Origin of the sequence: Streptomyces sp. NBC_01433, from assembly GCF_026340105.1 — a bacterium.
GTDB lineage: Bacteria > Actinomycetota > Actinomycetes > Streptomycetales > Streptomycetaceae > Streptomyces.
This window is the reverse complement of the sequence record NZ_JAPEPM010000004.1, coordinates 178,922-198,790: the sequence shown is the minus strand read 5'-3', so window position 1 is coordinate 198,790 and position 19,869 is coordinate 178,922. Positions and strand designations below refer to the sequence as shown.

Sequence of the window (19,869 nt, the reverse complement as noted above, 5' to 3'; positions counted from 1 at the left end):
CTCTTGATCCGTGGAAGGGGAACGGGCGTAAGGGGTGCCGGTCAGGCGCGGATTCGGGGTGCCTCGGGCCGGCTGCGCAGACGGGTGAGCGGGGGAAGGGCTTCCAGGCGGCCGGATTCCGGGGCGGGCTCCCAGGGGAAGTGGACCCAGTCGGCGACGTCCCAGCCCCAGCTGTCGAGCGGGTAGTCGGAGCCCTCGTTGCGGCAGAGCACGGCCGTACGGACACCGTCCGGGCCCACCGTGGCGGTGAGCATCTCCGCAATCGCGTGCAGAGTTGCTCCCGAGCCGCAGATGTCGTCGACGACCAGCAGCGACGAGGCGGCGGGCAGAGCGGCGAGCGCGTCCTCGTTGTGCCCGTGATCCATGAGGACCCGGCCGGTGGCGGCTTGCTGGATGCCCGCCGGCGCATTGTGGCGGGCCCGGACGACGACGGCCGGGACACCGAGCTGCTCCGCGACGACCTCGGCGAGACGGACACCGCCGCGGGCGATCCCGAGCACGGCCGCCGGCGCGTACTCGGCTTCCCGGTCTGCGATCAGGCAGGCCGCGGTGAGGAACTCAGCCTGGGTGAGCTGCCAGACGCGGCGGTTCTCGAAGATGCGAGTGTTCACGGCCAGCTCCAGGAGTCGAGGACGGCGTGGATATCGGCGTGCCGGTCCATCGGGTCGGTGATCAGGTGCGTCCTGGTCACCGGGACCGCGCCCAGCACCTCGGCGTACGGGGCTTCCATCAGCAGCAGGGCCTGCGAGGAGGGGAACCGGGCGAGATGCCGGCGCAGGACCGACGGCGCCGTCCCGGCCAGGACGCTCGCCCGTTCCTCGGTCATGGGCTGCTCGTACGTGGTGACGGGTGCGTCGGCAGTCACCAGCCCGTACAGGGCCGACAGCACCAGGACTCGGGCTCGCAGCCCGCTGCGCTCGGTGACCCTGTCGCGGATGAGCGGGACGACCCACCCCTCGTACAGGTCGAGCGCGGGCAGGGGAGCGGCGGTCACCCGCTTCTCCTTGCAGCACGCCACGACCACCAGCCCGTCGGTGACGGCGTGTTCAGCGGCCACGTTCGTCACCCCACAGCAGCACGTGCAGGCGGGTGCCGAGCCGGTAGCCCCGCTCGCGGACCGGGCCTTCCAGGGTGCGCATGCCCGCGAGGATCACCTCCGGGTCGGTGCCCTCTGGCATCACCGAGATGTCGGTCAGGGCGTAGGCCGCCTCCAGCGTGGCGATCTCGTCCACCTCGGCGGGCTCGGAGACGACGAACTTGAAGCGGGCCCGCCCGGTGGCGACGAAGGCCCGCAGGACGTGGGGGACGAGACGCCGCGTCTCCGGCATGGCCGCTCCGAACCGGGACAGCTTCGGGGAGACGTTGAAGTACGGCCCGGTTGCCACCAGGGCCTCGGTCGGGGCGATGGTGCCGTTGGTCTCGATCTCCACCGTTCGTCCGGCCGCCCGCAGTCCCTTGACCAGCTCGGTCACGGCGGCCATCTGGATCAGCGGCTCGCCGCCGGTGATGACCACGAGGTCCTCGGGCTGGTCCACTGCCCACGCCAGCAGCTCCTCGACGCTCTCGTAGTGGGCCTCTTTGCGCAGGTCGAACCGCGTGTGGTCCCAGCTGTAGGGGGTGTCGCACGGCGAGCAGATGAGGTTGCACAGGGCGAGACGGATGAAGCACGCGGGCACCCCGGTGCTGGGGCCCTCGCCTTGGACCGTGCTCCCGAACTTCTCCGAGACCCGGATCCGTATCCCGGCGCTCTGCAGCGCGCTCACGCCGCGCCTCCCAGGTACTCGGCCCAGCTGGTCTCCGTCTCCGAGACCCGCACGCCCGCCCCGCTACAGCCGGTCCCTCCCATGGCCCGGTCCGCCAGCCACTGCGAGAAGTGCCGGGCGAGGTTCTCCGAGGTGGGGTTCAGACCGGGAATCACCTCGTTCAGGACCCGGCCGTGCACGGCACTGCGCAGGTGGTTGCGCAGCAGCACGGGGACGTCACCGAGCCGCGGGACGGCGGAGATGGGCACGCTCAGGACGTAGGAGTGGCCGTGCAGACGCCCGCACGGATGACCGTCGCGCAGCCCGCGCAGTTGGTGCGAAGCCTCGAACGTGGCGAACGCGGACGACGGCAGCGGCTGCAGCCTCCCGGTCCGGACCCGGATCTCCTCCAGCACGGACACGACGTCGGACGCCAGATGGTCGCGTGCCCACCCCAGGAGATGCTGGGCAATCCCCTCGTTGGAGACGTCCTTGACGCAGTCGTTGAGGATCTGGTGGTCCAGAGCCCCGTCGATGTACCGCTTGAGGGGGGCCAGGTCACCGAAGTCGGCGACGAAGCCCTCCGGGCTGAGCACCGCGGAGGACAGCACGGCCTCAGCGGTGAACGAGTGCCCGTCGTAGTGTCCGTTGTCGAGCCGTCGCGTGGCCTCGAAGCGGAAGCCCTTCCCGATCCGGAAGAGGTTCTGCGTGCTGCTCATCGGACGACGCCCTTCTGCGCCGGCACGTAGGGGGTCGGGTCGGCGACCCCGGCCTCGGCGAACGCCTCCTGGCGCTCCACGCATGTCCCGCAGGCGCCACAGTGCACCTCGCCGCCCTCGTAGCACGACCACGTCAGCGCGAACGGCACACCCAGCCGGGCGCCCTCGCGCACGATGTCGGCCTTGGTCAGGTTCAGGAACGGGGCGACGAGCTGGAAGCCGGCGTCGATGTGCCCCTCGTTCCCCGCCTTCATGGACGCCTCGATGAGGGTGAAGAACTCCGGACGGCAGTCGGGGTAGATCGCGTGGTCCCCGGAGTGCGCGCCGAACGCCACGGCGTCCGCCCGCGCCGCCACTGCGGCGCCGGCCGCGATCTCCAGCATGATCGCGTTCCGGTTTGGGACGACCGTGCTGCGCATGGTCTCGGCGCGGTAGTGGCCGTGCGGCACCTCGATGGCCGGGTCGGTCAGGGCGGAACCGCCCAGGATCCGGCCCAGGGACGTCAGGTCGACGATGTCGTGGGACACGCCGAGCTGATCGGCCAGGTTCGCGGCGTGGGCCAGTTCCTTGACGTGGCGCTGCCCGTAGTTGAACGAGAGCAGGCTCACGGTGGCGCCCTCGTCGCGGAGCTTGTAGGCCGTGACGGCGCTGTCCAGGCCGCCGGAGAAGATGAGTACCGCGTGACGCGGTACGGCAGTTCGAGGCATGGGTGTGCCCTTCCGAGGTCCCCCGGACCGTGTCCGGGGCAGTGAATTGTGTGGACCTGGGGTCTGCCGACGGGGAGGAATCCGCCAGCCGCGCGAGCGGGGTCGGACTACTTCCGCCACCGCCTGGTAACAGTGAGCCCGAAGCGGGCAGGATGAGGCATCGGTGAGCCGCGCTCACTCACGCAATCCGCGAACTCACGTACAAGGAGCGCCACATGCCGGGCCAGGGGGAGTCGTCGTTCGCGGCGGAACTGAAGCACTTCCGTGAAGTGCGAGGCCTGTCCAAGGTGGAACTGGCCCGCCGCCTGAAGATCTCCCCTTCGTACGTGAGTCACCTCGAATCCGGGCGGGAACACGGATCCTCGGACCTCGCCCGGCGCCTGGACAAGGAGCTCGACGCGGGCGGGAAGCTCTGGAAGGCGTGGCAGGACGACGACGGCGGCACGCAGCCCGTCCCCGAGTCCGCCGACGCTTCGCCGTCGGCGGGCATCCTCGTGCTCGAAGACGCCGCGGCGCTGCGGTACGACGGCTCCGTCTACCACCTGACGATGCACCGTCGGCTGCGGAACACCGGCACCGAGCCGATCACCCGCTACCTCGTCCGCATCGCGGTCGACCGCTACCCCGGCGAACCCGAACGCTCGAACGCTCTCTACCGGACGCATCCCCTGACCTGGGAAGAACTCCAGCTGGAAGCGCACTGTGGCGACGAGCAGATGGGGCGCGTCGTCAAGCACGACCGCGATGCCTTCAAAGAGGTCTGGCTCGAGTTCGCCAACGCGCGCACCCGCTTCCCCCTTTACCCGGGCCAGGAAGCCGGGATCACCTACAGCTATTCGGTCACTGCCGACAAATGGGGTCCCTGGTTCCAACGAGCTGTCCGGCTCCCCACCCGCGAGCTCACCGTCAGCCTGGCCTTCCCCACTGACTTCCAGCCCACCGTCTGGGGCACCGAGACCTCCCTCAGCGCCAGCTTCGCACCCCTGCGCACACCCCCTACCCAGGCCATCGACGCAGACCACACCGTCTACACCTGGACGACCCTGGACCCGCCCCTCCACGCCCGGTACCGGATGGAGTGGCGGCTGAAGACTGCACACCTTCCAGAGAGCGAGCCCGTGAACACCCCCACCCCCAGCGCCCTCATGGCCACCGCCGGCATCGTCCAGGAAGGCGACATCCTCCTCCAGACAATCGCCCAACCTTTCGACCTGCCTACCGAGGCCGATGAAGCCCGCCGCATCGTCCACGAACTCCATGACGCGATCGCGCGCGTCAAGAGGCTCCACGACTTCGGCAAGGGCATGGGCATCGCCGCACCCCAGATCGGCCTCGGCCGTGCCGCCGCCGTCGTTGTCCCACCCGGCGACGACTCCAGTCCGATCGTCCTGCTCAACCCCACCATCGTGGAGACCTCGACCGAGACCGACCGCCAGTACGAGGGGTGCCTCAGCTTCTTCGACGTACGCGGCCTCGTCCCCAGGCCTCTCCACATCGTCATCAGCCACACGGACATCGACGGAGCGCCTCGCCTCACCCGCTTTGAACACGGCTTGGCCCGCCTGGTCCTGCACGAAGTCGACCACCTCGACGGCAGGCTCTACCGTACCCGCATGGACCCAGGCACACAGCCGATCCCGGTCGAGGAATACCGTGGCACAGGCCAGAACTGGACTTACCAATGAGTTCTGGGCCTTCGCACGCTCCCGGCCCCGATCCGAGCCGACGGAACAGCGGCTCAGCCCTCCAACTCGCCAGATGGGGCGTACCGGCGAGTGCGGGGCTCGTGTCGTGGACATCGGTCACGCCGCCCGGGTGAGCGGGTTGTTGAGGATGTCGGTGAGAGTGTCCCGGTCCAGGCGCACCACGACCGTGTGGTGGTCGGACAGGCCCTTCATGTCGATGACCTCGACCTCGCGCACGGCGGGCAGGAGTTCCTTGCCTGTAGTGCCCGGCGTCGTAGTACACGTCCACGTCAGAGGCTGCGAGGGGCAGCAACTTGTGGGCAACCCTGCGGTCATCCGCGTCAGGCCGGTACAGGTGCTTCAGGTCCAGTACGTCACGCTCCCTGAGCGCGGTCGTACCCTCGGCGCGTTCCCAGCGGGACAGCGCCGAGGCAGTGCGTCGCACGTGGTGGGCGGCTTCGGCGAGGGTGCGCCCTGCTGTATTGCGCGCGGCGGTCAAGTGCGCACCCAGGAGCGTCCGCGCGATGGGCGGTTCGGGCATTGCGGTGCGATCGGTGAGGTGGCGCACATTGCCAGGAGGCCTGCTGTGGGGCAGTTCGCCGGTGATCACGGGGTGTCCTTCGGGGAAGAGCTGACCTGTTCGGGGTAGCGGTTGACAGGGTGGATGGCGATGGCCGCGTATGCCCCGGAGTGGTGCTTTGGCAGCAACGTGTGTTTGTGCGCCGGGTGACAGCGCCCGGTGGGAACGAGCCCCGGGCTCAGGAGTTGCCAGGGGCTGAGCAGGTCACGGATCTGGCCATGGGTGCGCGGCCGGTACGGGATGCCGGCCTGTTCGATGATGCGTGCTGCGGCTGTCGCCTGCTCGGGCCGCAGGTCTGCTGTGGCGTGGGTGAGGGAGATCGCGCTGCCGAGTGGCAGCCAGTCCCGAAGGGTGCCGAGGATGTGGTCGACTTCCGCGGTGTCGGTGAGGTAGGGCAGGACGTCGTGGAGCAGCACACCTACCGGCTCGCCCCCGGCTTTCAGGGACTGGACATCAGGTTGTTGCAGAATCCCGGTGATCTGACGCAGGTCAGCATGCAGGTAGGGATGGTTGCCGGGTGGTCCGGCCATGCACATGCGGGCGTGCCCGCCTACCATCGGGTCGTGGTCGACGTGCAAGATGGTGGCGTGAGGAATGGATTCCGAGGCCACGGTGTGGATGTCCGGGTCTGTCCTGTTCAGGAGCGGCAGGCCGCATCCCAGGTTCAGGAAGTGCCGGATCTGCCTTTTGGCGAGAGCCCTGACGGTGAGGTGGCTGTAGGCCCGAGTGATCTTCACCGATGCTTCGAACCACGGTGCAGCGGCTCGCAGTTGGGTACCCACCGCTCGGTCGGCCTCGTAGTTGTCCCTTCCGCCCAAGGCCCAGTTGCTGATGCGGGCGGCATTGGCTCGGTTGGCCCAGAGTTCGTCGTGGGGCAGGCCGCCCAGCCCGGCCGCGGACGCGGCGGGCCAGGTCATGCCCGCGCCTCGCCCGGAGCGCGGTTCGGGGCCATGGCCTGCCCGCCCGGTAGGAGTTCGCCGGTGAGGGCCGCGATCAGGCGCCAGGCGGTAGCCGGTGTAAGGGCGCCGAGCGTGATGGTCGGGGTTCCACAGATGCAGGTTTCGGCAGACCGCGGCGTCTTCCCGACCCGTGCGCGGATGCTGAGGCCGTAGAACCGCATCAGGTCCGGATCGCCCGTCCGCGATCCGGGCCCAGGCTCCGGCTCGCCCCACGCCGCCACCCATCGCCCGCGCAGGCGCTCGAGACGCACGTCGTCGAAGCCGTCGCGGCCCAGCAGCGCCCCACAGATGGCAAGAGCTGCCATGCTGCTGCCCCCGTCAATGTTTCCGGCACGTCGAACGCCTCCGATGGGTACGGTCAGTGTCGGCACGCGCAGCCCGGTGACGCTGTAGCTGCGCTGGAGGAGCTCGGGCGTCCGCAGATGCGCGGCAAGGTACTCGTAGTCCGCGGCGCGCGATGCGTCGTCATTGAGCCCGATCAGCAGCTCGTCGGGGCTGTTGTTGCGGTTCACGAGTGGTCACCTCCGTCGGTGGCTCTGGGGCAGGCTGTACGGTCGTCCGCCTGGATACGCCGTGCCGGGCGAGTACGTTCTGTACGCGGTCAAGGCGTAGCCCCATGCGGACTGCGATGACGCCAGCTTTTTCACCGTGGGCACGGTGACGGAGAATGAGCGCCGTGATGCGGTCGTGATGCCGGTAGACACGGATGATTTCGAGGACTTCCGCAATGGACGTTCGCACGGCTGCGGCTATTTGACGAGTGCTCTGACGCCGAGCGAGCCGCGAAAGGATCTCCTGATCCCGGTGCTGCCACGGTGCGACCGCTGGAATTCGTATAGGGGTGGCCTCGGGGTCCGGTGCGTCAAGGAGGTCTACACCCGCTTCCCGAAGGCGGGCGAGAACGGCATCGCTGCTGATGTACAGGACTTCTCCCGTGACCGTGCTGGAAGCAACGCTCCGATAGATGGCAATCAATGAGCCAACGTCAACTCCGGAGGCATCTGGCCGGACGCGTGCCTCCAGGCCGTTGCTGGTGAGCCTGCTGTGGACAAATTCGTGACTCCGGCCGACTAGGATTCCGATCTCCGCTTGCCTGAAGCCCAAATTGTGGAGTACTGGGACGGCTATGGCAGGTAATGGTGTATCAGGAGGCAGGAGCTTCCTTTCCTGTCTCCTGGCACCTCCAGGCGGCCGCCCAGGCGGCCGCAGTTCAATGCCCGCTTTGCGTAATCGGGACACTACGGTCTCACTGCAGATACCTAGCTGCTGGCCAGTGTCCTCAAGGCTTAGATCGTTGCTGTACAGGCGGATGAGGCGTGCAACGTCTACCGTCTTGCGGATTCCGGAAGGGGGAGTCCGACGCTTCGCCGGTGGTGTCACGATGCCAGCGTCAAGCAGCCGTCGTCGCGCAGTCGATGCTGAAATCCTAGCCTTGAGGCCGATTTCCTCGTAATTCATGCCGGCGCGGCGCCATTTGGCCAATTCTTGGATGTCAACGCTCAAACGTCCATCGCGCCTGCTTAGTTCAATTCCGGCGGCAAGCATCCTCCTGCGCGCAGTCGTGGTTGAGCACCCGCAGAGCCAGCCAACCCGGGCGATGCTGAGACCCAAACCGTAGAGCCGATCCATGATAACCGGCTCTGGAACCATCGGCGGGGTTTGCCTGTCGTCGCGGATCGCGACGCCCTCCCTCACCACGGCTGCGGCCACACACCGGTGCGACGTCCGGTAGAGAGTGGCCAGGTCAGCCAGGGACTTCCCACACTTGTAGAGCATCGCCATCTCCGCATCCCGCGTGTCCGTGCCGCTTGGCATCGGTGGAATTTGCTTTCGAGGCGGAAGAGCGATGTATTTCTTTCGGAGATTATGCACCGAGGTTCCTTTCCGTGGCGGTGCAGGCTCATCTATTCGGAATGGGGTCGACTGCTGCTAGGCGGCCTGCCTACTGCAGTCATTGATATGCGTTCCTCTCTTGCGAACGTGCGGTTGCTGGTCAGCAGGCTGTCGACATAGGTCAGGGCGATCGGGTCGTTGCCGATGTAGAGGGTGCTGGTGCCGGCTGCGGCGGCCTGGACCGCCTCGTGGAGGTAGGGCTGAACGGGGTGGGCCGACGCCGATCTCGATGAACTGCCGTACCCCTTGGTGGGCGAGGTGCCGTGCGACGCGGTGGGCGTAGGTCTGGCCTGCCAGCGCTGACAGGGTCATGGAGGGGAACGCTGTCAGGACTGCGCGGTCCTGCCCCAAGTCCGTGGCGTCGTCCCGGTGCTCAGGCCGGTCGCTCGTCCCCCGGCGGGTTCGGGGGACCTGAGCGGTCATGCTCATATGCGTGTGGGGCCGGATGTGGAGTGGACGGCCCGGGGACACTACGCATCGCTCGACTCCCCGGGGTGAACCTGCGGGGTGGCAGTGGGGGAGGCCGGTGTGCCGAGAGCTCGGTCGCGGGCCTGTTCGAGGAGGCTCCGACTCGTCGCCTCGGGCACGGCGTTCTCGCGGGCCCGGTCCAGCAGCAGGCGGCAGGAAGTGCCTCGGGAGAGCCCACGGTAGGTGAAGCCGTCCACCCGCCAGAGCGTCCCGCCCGTAAGGGTGTGCTCGGTGAGGCTGGCGACCGGCATCGCGAAGGGGGTGTCGAGGCGGAGTACACGCACGGTGATGTGGGGGAGGGCGTCGATGAAAAGCAGATGGTCGAGTTGCCCAGCCAGGACCTGTGGGTGGCCGAAGGCGCGTTCAAGGAGGATCTCATCCAGGACGAGGTCCCAGGTGCAAGCCTCCGTGTCCTGCGGGGGAGGCGCGTCAATCTCCGGGAGGAGCCTGGCAACGGGGCCGATGAGGTGGTCGCGGGAGAACAGAGCGGCGTACTCGGAGGTCTGGAAGGCCTCGGGAATCCGGTCGAGCGCGAAGGCCCGGACCCCGGTCGCGGCCCGTAGCGCGGCGTTCGCCCGGTCCAGGTTCCCGGGGTAGAGGTCGCTGAATTCCTCCCGCTCCCACGGCAGATGCGACGACCACATCCCGTCCACCGGGGGTAGCAGCCGTTCAAGGAGACTCTGTGCACCGTAGTCGTCTAGCTCCATGGCTCGGAGCATCTGGCTGGTCTTCCTCGTCAGCCGGTGGCTTCCCGACTCCCACAGGGCGAGCGCAAGCGGTGGCACGGACATGCTCGCGGCAGCGGAAGAAAGCGAAACGTCCCTCTGTTCCCGCAGCGCTTTGAGCGTCGCGCCAACCAACAGCAGCCCCGGTGTGCGGTCGGGCTCCTTGGCCAGCATGCCGGTGACCGTCGTCGGCTCGGGCCGGGCCGTCTTGGGCACGGTCACAGCCGCGTAGGCGTGCGATTCCTCCGCCGGCAGCTTCCAGGTCGTTCGCAGGTGTTGCGGAATATGCGGGGGCTGCTCTTCACGCCATCGACCCGTGGGCTGAAGGCCGGGAGAAAGTAGGCCCCACGCGCCGAGGAGGTCTTCGACGGCGGCCAGGGACCGCGGCCGGTAGTTGAAGCCCTCCTTGGCGTACTCGCTGACGAGGACGGCCATGGCCGCGGGGTCGTCGTCGACCGTAGCGTGAGTCAGGGAGACCGCGCTGCCTGCGGGAAGTAACTCGTGCAGGCACCGCAGGACGAGAGCGGCCTCGTCGTCGGTGAGCCAGGGCAGGACGTCATGGAGGATGACGCCGACCGGCTGGTCGAGGTCCAGGAGCTCGATGACCTCGTAAAGGGTCAGGAGCGCAGGGACGTCCCGGGCGTCCGCCTTCGCCGCAATGGTGCCCTCGTGCTCGTCGAGTTCTGTCCCCGCATGGGCACGCACGTAGTCATCGACATCGACGTACACCACCCGGGCGTCGGCCTTGTGCACGTTGTGCACGATGTCGAAGGTATGCGGCGGGATGTACTCGCAGCCCTTCTTCGTTTCGGTGCCGCCCCTGGCGCCCCAGCGGGAAGGGTATCCGCAGCCGAGATCGATGAACTGGGTGATACCCAGCTCGTGGGCCAGGACCAGAGCTGCTTTTGTCCGATGCCGTTTGTTGATCCACATCGAGACCTGAACCCAGGGCACCTTCTTGGCGATCCGCCGCCCGAACTCCGCGTCGGGTGCGAAGCTGTTGCCTCCGCCGGTCAGGAAGTCGTACACGCGTGGCGGCCACGGCAGTGCGGTGTTCCGCGTGCCGGGTACCTCTTCACTGGTCATTGCGTCGGTCGAACCTGCTTGCTGGTCAGACACCGTTCGGGCCTTCTCCTCGCGGGATATTCGCTACAGGCGCGGCGGTGCTGGGCCAGGTCGCGCCTGGCCCAACACCGCGGGGGTTACGACGTAGGCGGCCAGCCGTTGGCAGGTGCGAGGCACATACAAGGGTGCTCCCCGTGACGGCCGCCGAGCAGTCTGGTCGGCAGCGGTGCCGGTGGCAGGGTTGCTGGATGCCCAACTCCCAACTTCTGTATAGACCTTGGTCGGGAGATCAGTACACCCCTCTGAGGTGTCGCGCCGCCAGCGTGCGCGTGTAGCGATGCGCGCGCTACAGCGCGGCACCCTTGGCGGTGCCCCTACGGTCGGTCTCTGACGAACAACTGTCAGTCAACGGAAAGGGGCTGCCGATGAAGGCTGAACTGACGGGAACAACGGCGCTGGTCACTGGCGCGTCGAGCGGGATCGGGCGGGCAATGGCGCACCGGCTGGCATGCCTGGGAATGACCGTGGCACTCCTCGCCCGCGGGTTGGAGGGCCTGGGACAGGTATTGCCGGGAGATCCGCAGCGCCGGCGGCGAAGCCTTCGCCGTCTGCGCGAATCGCGATGATGCCGCCGGGGCCGAACAGGCGGGCACTCAGGTCGTCGACACGGCGGGCAGGTTGGACATGCTGATCAACTGCGCAGGAGCCGCATACCTCAGCCACTTCGCCGACGAAGAGCCGAGCCGGTGGCAGTCCATGATCGACACCAACCTGACCGGTAGCCTCAACATCACCCATCCCGCGCTTCAGCACCTAACGGCCGCCGCCTCGTCCGGCCGGGGGACTGCAGACCTTGTGATCGTCGGCTCGACAGCAGGGCGGCAAAGCATCTCGGGCGCCAGTGTGTACGCGGCAACGAAACACGCCCTCACCGTGTGGAGCGAGAGTCTGCGCCGGGAACTCGTCTCTTCCGGCGTACGGGTGGGCCTCCTCCAGCCGTACGCCGTCGACAACCCCTCTCGCCCATGACCTCGGAGCCAGCCCCGCTCGCGGACTCGCTGCCGATGATGTCGCGGACACGATCGCCTACATCGTCACCCGGCCCGCAGGAGTGGCGGTGGCCGACCTCGTCGTACGCGCCGCAGACAGGCAGCGGCGGCCCGCGTAGCGGGCGCATCGCGACAGCCACCTGTCTGGCGGCGCTACGCCCGGGCACGGTCGACTGGCGCCCGGGCGCCCTGCGGCGCCCTCTTTCAACCAGAAGGGCATTGACGGGCGCATGAGTCACGACGACAAGGAAGTCACCCGGCAGATGGGCAGCCGGATCGCGCAGCACCGCGACCGCTTCCAGGACCTCTTCCAGAAGTACTTCGCACAGCTGCACGCGACAGCCGATGTCCCTGGGCTGAGCCGGTTCGCGCCCGAGTGCCTGCGGATGGTCGAGGAGTTGGCCCTGCGGGGCGGCAAAAGGCAGCGGGTCGCGTTCGCGTACGAAGCCGCGAATCTGATGCCGGGCGTCGCAACGACGGCGAAGGCGGTGGACACTGCCGCCCTGAGTATCGAACTACTGCAGGCCCACCTACTCATCCACGACGACATCATCGACAACGCCGCCACCCGCCGCGGGGGCCCGTCCACCTACTACGCCTACCGGGCCAAGCTCCCCGACCACCCCCAGCACGCCCTGGGCCTAGCCGTCCTGGCCGGCGACCTCGCCCTCGTTCTCTCCCAGCAGGTGATCGCCGACTCAGGCCTGGACCCGTGGCTGACCCAGTCGATGGCCACCATCCAGAACACCGCCAGCCTCAGCACGTTCATCGGCCAGGTCTTCGACCTCGAACGGGACTTCCTCGGCGTACCCGAGGAAGAACTGCTGCACTCTGTGTGCGACTACAAGGCGGCCCGGTCCTCGGCACTTGCCCCGCTACAGCTCGGTCTGCTGGCCGCCGAGCAGGACCCGAAGGAGCACGAGCGGACACTGCAGCGCTACTCCACCTTCTTCGGCGTCTCCGGGCAGATGCGTGACGACTACCTGTCGCTCTTCGGGAAGGAGGAGATCACCGGCAAGCCCGCCACTGCCGATGTCGCCGACGGCCGGGTGACCTACCTGATCCGCCGCGCCCTCCTTGCCGCCTCGGAAACTGAGAAGAAGCTCCTCTCCTCTGTGCTGGGCCAAGCCGACGCGACAGAGACGGATGTGGACACGGTTCGCGAGATCGTGACCGACCACTGCGTCGACCAGAGCCTCCTCGCTGACATGCGCCGCTTCGCCGAACTGGCCAGCACCGAAGCCGCAGAATGGGCTGCCTGGGGGCAACCGGATGCCGTCTCCTTCTTCCGGGACGTGCCCGTGTGGGGCGTCCAGCGGCTGCTGTGAACCCCGTCCAGCCGCAGCACGTCGGGATCGTCCTGGACGGCAACCGGCGCTGGGCGAAGGAGCACGGCCTGTCCGCGTCCGACGGGCACCGGATCGGCTTCGGCCGCATCCCCGAGGTTCTGTCATGGTGCGAGGCCAGCCAGATACCTCTGGTCACGCTATGGATGCTCTCCACTGAAAACCTGCGCCGCGATCCGGCCGAGGTCGAAGCGCTGATGGAGATCATCACCGGCGCGGTGCTGCAGCTGTCATGGTCCGGCCGGTGGCGTGTCCGTCATCTGGGTGAAGCCGACGCTCTTCCATCCCGCGTAGCCCAGGCCGTCCGTCACGCTGAGCAGGCCAGCGCCAGCGCCCCAACCGCGCTGACGGTGAACCTGGCCATCGCCTACGGAGGACGCGTCGAAATCACCAGCGCCGTCCGCCGCCTCATGGCGGGCTGGGCCCGCGAGGGCATCGCGGCTGACGAGGCCGCGAAGCAACTCACCGTCGAAGACCTGTGCCGCGCGATCAACGGTGGCCAGCCCGATCTGGACCTCCTCATCCGCACTTCCGGGGAACGCCGAAGCTCCGGCTTCCTGCTCTGGGGTGGCGTCGGCGCTGAACTCTGGTTCACCCCCGCCTACTGGCCCGACTTCACCCGCCAGCACCTCACCCAGGCCCTGACCCACTACCGGGAGGCACACCGCCGATGACCCGATCCGGCTCCGCGATCACTTTCCTCGGCCCGGACGGGGCGGGCAAGAGCACCATCGCCCGCGCCGTCCGCCAACGCCTTGCCGACGACGGCAGACCCGTACGGATCCTCTCCCGGCGGGACTACCTCCGGGCCCAGCCCACGGGGCACGTCGCGGACACCAACCGGGCGCTGTACGACGCTGGTCTGCGCTCCCTCTACAGCCTTGCCGAGGCCGCCCACGGCACCGCCCTGGGCACTCTGCTGCCTGCCCCGCCGGCCGACCTGCGTGACAGTGCTCTGGAGAAGCGGCTGGACGCCGCGCCGATCGCGACGAACGACGCGCAAGCCATCACCGCGGCCGCGCTGTGCGAGATCGCCGGCAGCCTCTTCTACTACGCCAGCGTCATCCATCCGGAACTGGAGCAGGGCATGATCGTCATCGAGGAGACCCACCCTCTGAAGATGGTCAGCAAGCTGTGCCTGCTCGCTCAGCGTACGGCGCGCCACGACAGCCACGCGCGCGCTGCCGCCACCGTGCTGCGCTCGGCCGCCATGGTGTTGCGCCCCAACGAGGCCCGCGCCGTCCCCGTCCTGGTGCGCTGCTCCCCGCACCGTGCGTACGACCGGCTGATCGCCCAGCGCGGCGCCCTGGGAGGACTGGAGCACCATGGCGCGGCGGGAAGCGGCCGGGGCAAGGACGCCTACCTCGATCTGCAGACCCGGCTGATGGAAGCCCTGGAGGAGGTCGCCGCGCCCTGGCGGTGCGTGGTCGTCTCCAGCGACGAGGAGGACCAGGACAGTTCAGTCAAGCGGGCCGTGGACGCGATCCTCGCCGACCCGCGGATGGCGCACCTGGCATGACGTCACCGGCCATAGCGGCGTTCCCGCGCCGCGTACGAGCGCAGCGCGCGCAGCAGGTCGATCTGCCGGAACGCCGGCCACAGGACCTCGACGAAGTGCACCTCCGCGTAGGCGGACTGCCACAGCAGGAATCCGGACAGCCGCTGCTCGCCGGAGGTGCGGATGATGAAGTCGGTGTCGCGGCCCGCCGGGGAGTACAGGTTGTCGGAGATGTGCTCGAGGTCGAAGTTCTCCGCGAGCTCCTGCGGGTCCCCGCCTGCGGCGCTGTGCTTCTCGAAGGCGGTCTTGACGGCGTCGACGATCTCGCGGCGGCCGCCGTACCCGACGGCGACGTCGACCTTGAGTCCGGTCCGGCCGGTGGTGCGGTCGGCCGCGTCCTTCAGGACGCTCGCGCTTTCGCCGGGCAGCAGGTCCAGCGAGCCGATGATCTCGATGCGCCACTGCTCGTCGGCCGCGCAGATGCTCTGGACGGTCTCTTCGATGATCTCGATCAGCGGGCCGAGCTCGTTCGTGGGCCGGTGCAGGTTGTCGTCGGAGAGCATCCACAGCGTGACGTGCTCGATCTTGGCGGCCTCGCACCAGCGCAGGAAGTCGCCGACCTTGGCCCCGCCGACGCGGTAGCCCTCACGCGGGTCGTCGTGCCCGGCTCCGCGGGCCCAGCGGCGGTTGCCGTCCAGCATGATCGCGACGTGCCGCGGGCGGGGGAGGCCTTCCACCTTGCGGGCCAGGCGCCTGACGTACACCGCTTCCAACGCCGCGCGAAGCGCCCTGAGTGCCACGCCGTGTCCCTTCGATCAACAACCACGGGTTTCCGGACGCAACCGTATCGCCACGGAGGCCCATGGAAAGGACGTTCGCCCCATGCCCCCAACGGATCTCGCCACCGCCCTGGACCTGATCAACTGGGACAACCCGCGCCAATGCGCTGCCGAGACGAGCACGGCCCTGCGCGCTCTGGCCGACGACCGGGAACTGCTGACCGGTCTGGTCACCTCGATCGGCGCCGATTCCGAGCGCCTGGCCCGCTGCGAGACCAACCCTCTCGTCAACCGCCTGGTCCTGACCGAGGACACCTCCGGCGCCGACCGGTGGCAGCTGCGGCTGCACATCTTCCAGGACGGCCGGCTGGAGCTCATCCCGCACGACCACAAGTACCCCTTCGCCGTCCACGTCCTGACCGGCGGATACGCCCAGGTGTGGAACCGGCGCATCGCCGCCGACGGGCAGACAGGCCCCTTCACCTCCGCCGATCTGGCACCCGGACTGGTCACCGTCGAGCGCCCCGGAACCGCCTACCTGTTCTCCGACTCCCTGGTGCACCAGACCGCCGTCTTCCCCGGCACCGCCACGCTGTTCCTGCGTGGCCCGGTACGCCAGCGGCGCTGGAACTCCGCCACCGACCTTCACGACACCCGCATCGACGGCGACGACGGCTCTCCCACGGACCAGCGCTACCGCCTGTCCGGCCCCATGTCCTTGTCCGAATATCGCGCCTTCGTCGCCGACCTGGAGCGGCTGGGCGTTCTCACCTCCGGAAGGATCACGCGTTGACCTCCCACGCGCTCGCACACCTGGCCCCGGTCGCTGCCCTGCTCAACCAGGGCAGCGCACCCGCCGACGTCCCCGACAACCCGGACATCCTTCAGGGCGGCTGGCGGCCCGGCGCGGTCCACCAGGCCCTCGACCTGATCACCCGCGCTGACCCCCAGTTCGCCGGACGCTCGTTCACCGCCGCCGGCCACACGCATCTGCTGCTCGCCGAAGACACCGAGCACGACTGCCTGCTCTACCTGCGCCTGTACGCCGAGGGCAGTCCGGGACCGGAAGCGGCGACCGAGAAGACCGTCACCCTGACCCTCGCCGGCACCAGCCACGTCGAGTGCTACCGGCACCAGGGGGACGTCGGCGACGACCACCCGTGGCTGGTGCGCACCTTCGCGGAGGAGTCGATCTACGCCTGCCACCCCGGGACCCTGCGCACCATCGAGACCAGCGACGACGGCTGCCAGCTCGTGCTGGCGCGCACCGCCCTGGCCCCGCCCGTGGGCGCCGCGCCGCTGACGGCCTACAGCTACCGCGAGGCACTCGGCACCGCGCAGCGGATCTTGACCGCCGCGCTGCCGGGCGACGAGACCGCCGCCGAGGTGACCGCGTGACGACGGCGACGAACTGGCTGGAGGAACTGCCCGCCCTCGACGACAACGACCTGCGCCTGGCCCACCGCCGCAGCCGCGACATCCTGCTCCGGCTCGGCGCCGACCGCCGGCTTCTCACGCAGCTCGTCGGCGAGATCGAACACGACCCGCAGCGGATGACCGAGAGCGAGGTCCATCCCCTGATCAACCGGCTCGTGATCTACCAGGATGACGCCCGCGGCTTCCAGATCCGCCTGCACATGTCGCCCGGGGCGCGCGAACTGGTTCCGCACGACCACAAGTACACCTTCACCACCCTGGTCCTGGCTGGCGCCTACATCCACGTCTGGCGACGGCGGACCGACGGCGGAGAAGGCGAGTTCACCGCGGAAGACCTTCAACCGGGCCTCATCACAGTCGAGCGCCCCGGCTCGTGCTACACCCTGGGCCATCCTCTGGTGCACCAGACGGTGATGCTCCCCGGCACCGTCACCCTGTTCATGCGCGGCCCGCGGGCCAAAACGCGATCCAACGCCGCGCTGGACATGCTGCCCGCCGCTGACGAGTGGCCCGAGGCCTCGCAGTCCGGAAAACCTAAGCACGCGCGCGGGCAGCGGCCGGTCACGGCCGCGGAGTACCACGCCATGCGGAGACAGCTCGTGGCGCAGGAAATCATCACCAGCTGACAGCCGGATTCGCGCGAGGCCGCGCATTTTCTGGTGGGCAGCACCGCTGGGTGCTGCCCACTGTGCATGAGCGCCGAGTCTCTGCTCAGGAACGCATCTGTGCCAGCCCTAACGAGCGGACACTCACGGGATTCCGCGCGCCTCACAAATCACATGACAGGCAAGGCATTTACAGACGATGAACCCCTCGATAATTACCCCGCCACCGCTATGGCCGCACCAGCGAGAAGCCGTCGCGGCTGCGACCGCGGAGCTCGCTATTGCTTCCCGTGCGACCGTGGTGATGGCCTGCGGGACCGGCAAAACCCGCGTCGAAAGCGAGGTTGCGGATGCCGTCTCGCCGACCGCGCCTGTTCTCGTGGTCCTCCCGACTCTGGATCTGATTGCACAGACCCTCAGGTCGTGGGTGCAGACCTCTGGCCGGGCCGCCTTGGGTACCGTCATCGCCGTCTGTTCCGACGACGAGATCGCGGACCGGGAGGCCGCAGCGGATCTCAGTTCCCTCAATGCTCAGGTCACCACGGATCCGGAGCGTTTATCGGCTCTGTTAGCAGAACGCAAGAACAGTCGCTGCACTGTGGCCATTACCTACCAGAGCCTGCCGATCCTCGCCGCCGTCCATCGTGAGCAAGCGGTCGACGCCTGGAGACTGGTCGTCGTCGATGAGGCCCACAGATCTGCGGGCGCGCGGGATCGGACCTGGTCGATTGTCCATGACGATGTGCTGGTTCCCGCATCGAAGCGCTTGTATCTGACGGCGACACCACGCATTGTCCTTGCTCGGGGAAAGAGTCAGCCTGCCGAGATCTTCAGCATGGATGACGAGAAGACCTTTGGGCGCGTGGCCTACCGCCTCTCCTTCGCCGAGGCGCGCAAGCGTGGCCTGCTTGCCGACTACCGTGTTGTCGTAGCGTTCGTCACCGATAAGGAGATTCGCAAACTTGCCACTGCCGGGGACGGGACCGCGCAGTTCTTCGGTGTAGGCAGAGCGGCGGTGTCGGCGCCGATGTTGGCTCGGCAGATCGCAGTTCTACGAGCAGCGCGAGAGTTCGGTATCCAGCGCCTGTTGACGTATCACCACCGAGTTCGTGACGCGGAATGGTTCGCCAAGACGTTGCCTGCCGTCGATACGCTGCTCAATCCGGCGAATGAGGCGCCGACGGGCCTGATCACGGGGTGCGTTCACGGCGGGCAAAATGGCGCTGAGCGCCGAGCTGTCCTAGAGGGTCTGCGTGCCGAGGGGACACACCGCGTGATCATTTCGAACGCGCGGGTATTGGCCGAGGGCTACGACGCCCCCGCTGTGGACGGGGTCGCGTTCATCTCCCCGCGCGACAGCCCGATCGACACGATCCAGGCCGTCGGACGGGCTCTGCGCCTGGGAGGACAGCGAAAGAAGACCGCGTGCGTGGTCATTCCTGTGCTTCTCGAACCAGGACAAGACCCGGTTTCCGCTCTGGAGGGCTCCTCGTACGGGCCCGTGTGGCGCGTAATTCAAGCGCTGGCCGCCCACGACGAGATGCTTGCTACCAGCCTCAAGGCATCCCGCACGGCGTTAGGCCACACTGACAGCGGTCCTCGCGAAGTTCCCGGGTGGCTGGCCTTCAGCGGCGCGCCGGTCCCCCCGACCTTCGCCTCCGCCATCACCGCATACGCGGTCCGATCAGCCACCGAGTCCTGGGACGAGTTCTTCGGCGCCCTAAAGCAGCACCGCAAAGAGGTCGGACACCTCCAGGTTCCGACGGACCACGTAACTCCTTCCGGGCTGCACCTGGGCCGTTGGCTCTCTGAGCAGCGCTCGCTGCATAAACGAGGTCGTCTCGCTCCAGAGCGCTGCCGACGTCTCGAGGAATTTGGCGTTGTCTGGGACCTGCGTGAAGCAGCCTGGCAGCGGTATTTGCACGCCGCCCGGGAGTACCACCGTGCGCACGGGCATCTACGGGTCCCGGCGGACTACTGCACCGACGACGAGGTGCCGGTTAACCTCGGCGGGTTCCTCCTTCGGGTGCGTGTTCAGGATCAGCAGGTATCCGAGGACCAGAGGGCCGAGTTGAACAAGCTCGGCATCGTCTGGGCCAGCAGCAATGATCACTTCTGGGACAGGATGTACGCGGCTGCCACTGCCTACCGGGCCGAACACGGAGACCTGAACGTGCCGACGTCCCATGTCACCAACGACGACCCGCCCCTCCAACTCGGAAAGTGGCTGACCCGCTGCCGCGCCTGGCGCAAAGCGGGAGACGTCTCCACGCTCACCTCGCAGCGTGCGCTAGACCTTGATGGCCTGGGGATGGTGTGGGACGCCCGAACCCAGAAGTGGAACTCGTGCCTATCGGCCGCTGAGGCGTACTTCAAGCAGAACGGCGATCTTGCCGTGCCGACGGCGTACGAAACTGAGGGTTCCGAGCCGATGAAGCTGGGGCTCTGGATCCAGAAGCAACGGAAGAACCGTAAGGCCGGCATCCTCTCAGCCCAACAAATTGAAGCGCTCACGAGGATCGGCATGATCTGGGCTGTGAGGACTCGCCGAAGAGGAACCGCCGTGGTGACTGATCCTGGCGTCATCACGTCGACCACCGTGTGAGGCCGTT

At 67.9% G+C, this 19,869-nt stretch carries 20 protein-coding genes; 11 read left to right on the top strand and 9 right to left on the bottom strand.

Going from position 1 to position 19,869, the window contains the following annotated elements:
* Positions 1-41 precede the first annotated feature (41 nt).
* The 5 genes from OG413_RS40585 to queC are packed head-to-tail and all read right to left on the bottom strand — an operon-like array spanning position 42 to position 3,168.
* Positions 42-611, bottom strand: coding sequence for a phosphoribosyltransferase (locus OG413_RS40585; protein ID WP_266814662.1), 570 nt, complete (start codon positions 609-611; stop codon positions 42-44).
* Entirely contained in the window at positions 608-1,057 is a 450-nt protein-coding gene (locus OG413_RS40580; RefSeq protein ID WP_266814660.1) for a DUF6884 domain-containing protein, read from the bottom strand. The genes OG413_RS40585 and OG413_RS40580 overlap by 4 nt, the downstream gene beginning before the upstream one ends.
* The gene (locus OG413_RS40575) at positions 1,047-1,763 is read right to left on the bottom strand and encodes a 7-carboxy-7-deazaguanine synthase QueE (RefSeq protein ID WP_266814658.1); all 717 of its coding nucleotides are present in this window, start codon (positions 1,761-1,763) and stop codon (positions 1,047-1,049) included. The genes OG413_RS40580 and OG413_RS40575 overlap by 11 nt, the downstream gene beginning before the upstream one ends.
* Positions 1,760-2,461 (bottom strand): 6-carboxytetrahydropterin synthase, encoded by a 702-nt coding sequence (locus OG413_RS40570; RefSeq protein ID WP_266814657.1) that lies wholly within the window; start codon positions 2,459-2,461, stop codon positions 1,760-1,762. The genes OG413_RS40575 and OG413_RS40570 overlap by 4 nt, the downstream gene beginning before the upstream one ends.
* Positions 2,458-3,168, bottom strand: coding sequence for a 7-cyano-7-deazaguanine synthase QueC (gene queC / locus OG413_RS40565; RefSeq protein WP_266814655.1), 711 nt, complete (start codon positions 3,166-3,168; stop codon positions 2,458-2,460). The genes OG413_RS40570 and queC overlap by 4 nt, the downstream gene beginning before the upstream one ends.
* 215 nt (positions 3,169-3,383) lie before the next feature.
* Here queC and OG413_RS40560 point away from each other — a divergent pair, with 215 nt between their 5' ends.
* Positions 3,384-4,853 (top strand): peptide deformylase, encoded by a 1,470-nt coding sequence (locus OG413_RS40560; protein WP_266814653.1) that lies wholly within the window; start codon positions 3,384-3,386, stop codon positions 4,851-4,853.
* A 606-nt stretch (positions 4,854-5,459) separates the two neighbouring features.
* Here the strand turns inward: OG413_RS40560 and OG413_RS40555 are convergent.
* Both OG413_RS40555 and OG413_RS40550 read right to left on the bottom strand, forming a co-directional pair.
* On the bottom strand, positions 5,460-6,350 hold the full coding sequence (locus OG413_RS40555) for an SAM-dependent methyltransferase (protein WP_266814651.1): 891 nt from the start codon (positions 6,348-6,350) through the stop codon (positions 5,460-5,462).
* The gene (locus tag OG413_RS40550; RefSeq protein ID WP_266814649.1) at positions 6,347-6,904 is read right to left on the bottom strand and encodes a DUF6302 family protein; all 558 of its coding nucleotides are present in this window, start codon (positions 6,902-6,904) and stop codon (positions 6,347-6,349) included. Before OG413_RS40550 ends, OG413_RS40555 begins: the two co-directional genes overlap by 4 nt.
* Before the next feature lie 145 nt (positions 6,905-7,049).
* On the opposite strand from OG413_RS40550, the gene OG413_RS40545 reads away from it, so the two are divergent.
* Positions 7,050-7,370 (top strand): hypothetical protein, encoded by a 321-nt coding sequence (locus OG413_RS40545; protein WP_266814647.1) that lies wholly within the window; start codon positions 7,050-7,052, stop codon positions 7,368-7,370.
* 1,385 nt (positions 7,371-8,755) lie between these two features.
* Here OG413_RS40545 and OG413_RS40540 read toward each other — a convergent pair.
* A complete protein-coding gene (locus OG413_RS40540) occupies positions 8,756-10,564 on the bottom strand; it encodes a Scr1 family TA system antitoxin-like transcriptional regulator (RefSeq protein ID WP_266814645.1) in 1,809 nt (602 codons plus the stop codon).
* A 404-nt stretch (positions 10,565-10,968) separates the two neighbouring features.
* On the opposite strand from OG413_RS40540, the gene OG413_RS40535 reads away from it, so the two are divergent.
* From OG413_RS40535 to OG413_RS40515, 5 genes are all read left to right on the top strand, one after another.
* Entirely contained in the window at positions 10,969-11,169 is a 201-nt protein-coding gene (locus OG413_RS40535) for an SDR family NAD(P)-dependent oxidoreductase (RefSeq protein WP_266814644.1), read from the top strand.
* Entirely contained in the window at positions 11,120-11,572 is a 453-nt protein-coding gene (locus OG413_RS40530; protein ID WP_266814986.1) for an SDR family oxidoreductase, read from the top strand. The genes OG413_RS40535 and OG413_RS40530 overlap by 50 nt, the downstream gene beginning before the upstream one ends.
* Before the next feature lie 250 nt (positions 11,573-11,822).
* The gene (locus OG413_RS40525) at positions 11,823-12,920 is read left to right on the top strand and encodes a polyprenyl synthetase family protein (protein WP_266814642.1); all 1,098 of its coding nucleotides are present in this window, start codon (positions 11,823-11,825) and stop codon (positions 12,918-12,920) included.
* A complete protein-coding gene (gene uppS / locus OG413_RS40520; protein WP_266814640.1) occupies positions 12,917-13,612 on the top strand; it encodes a polyprenyl diphosphate synthase in 696 nt (231 codons plus the stop codon). The genes OG413_RS40525 and uppS overlap by 4 nt, the downstream gene beginning before the upstream one ends.
* Entirely contained in the window at positions 13,609-14,457 is an 849-nt protein-coding gene (locus tag OG413_RS40515; RefSeq protein ID WP_266814639.1) for a hypothetical protein, read from the top strand. Before uppS ends, OG413_RS40515 begins: the two co-directional genes overlap by 4 nt.
* Before the next feature lie 2 nt (positions 14,458-14,459).
* On the opposite strand, the gene OG413_RS40510 is transcribed toward OG413_RS40515, so the two are convergent.
* Entirely contained in the window at positions 14,460-15,236 is a 777-nt protein-coding gene (locus tag OG413_RS40510; protein ID WP_266814638.1) for an isoprenyl transferase, read from the bottom strand.
* Between the two features lie 82 nt (positions 15,237-15,318).
* On the opposite strand from OG413_RS40510, the gene OG413_RS40505 reads away from it, so the two are divergent.
* From OG413_RS40505 to OG413_RS40490, 4 genes are all read left to right on the top strand, one after another.
* Positions 15,319-16,008: a hypothetical protein gene (locus OG413_RS40505; protein ID WP_266814637.1), complete on the top strand. Its 690-nt coding sequence runs from the start codon at positions 15,319-15,321 to the stop codon at positions 16,006-16,008.
* Positions 16,005-16,613 (top strand): hypothetical protein, encoded by a 609-nt coding sequence (locus OG413_RS40500; protein WP_266814635.1) that lies wholly within the window; start codon positions 16,005-16,007, stop codon positions 16,611-16,613. Before OG413_RS40505 ends, OG413_RS40500 begins: the two co-directional genes overlap by 4 nt.
* Positions 16,610-17,278 carry a hypothetical protein gene (locus OG413_RS40495; protein WP_266814633.1) on the top strand — a complete coding sequence of 223 codons (669 nt, stop codon included), beginning with the start codon at positions 16,610-16,612 and terminating at the stop codon, positions 17,276-17,278. Before OG413_RS40500 ends, OG413_RS40495 begins: the two co-directional genes overlap by 4 nt.
* 178 nt (positions 17,279-17,456) lie before the next feature.
* Entirely contained in the window at positions 17,457-19,862 is a 2,406-nt protein-coding gene (locus OG413_RS40490) for a DEAD/DEAH box helicase (RefSeq protein WP_266814632.1), read from the top strand.
* Positions 19,863-19,869 lie beyond the last annotated feature (7 nt).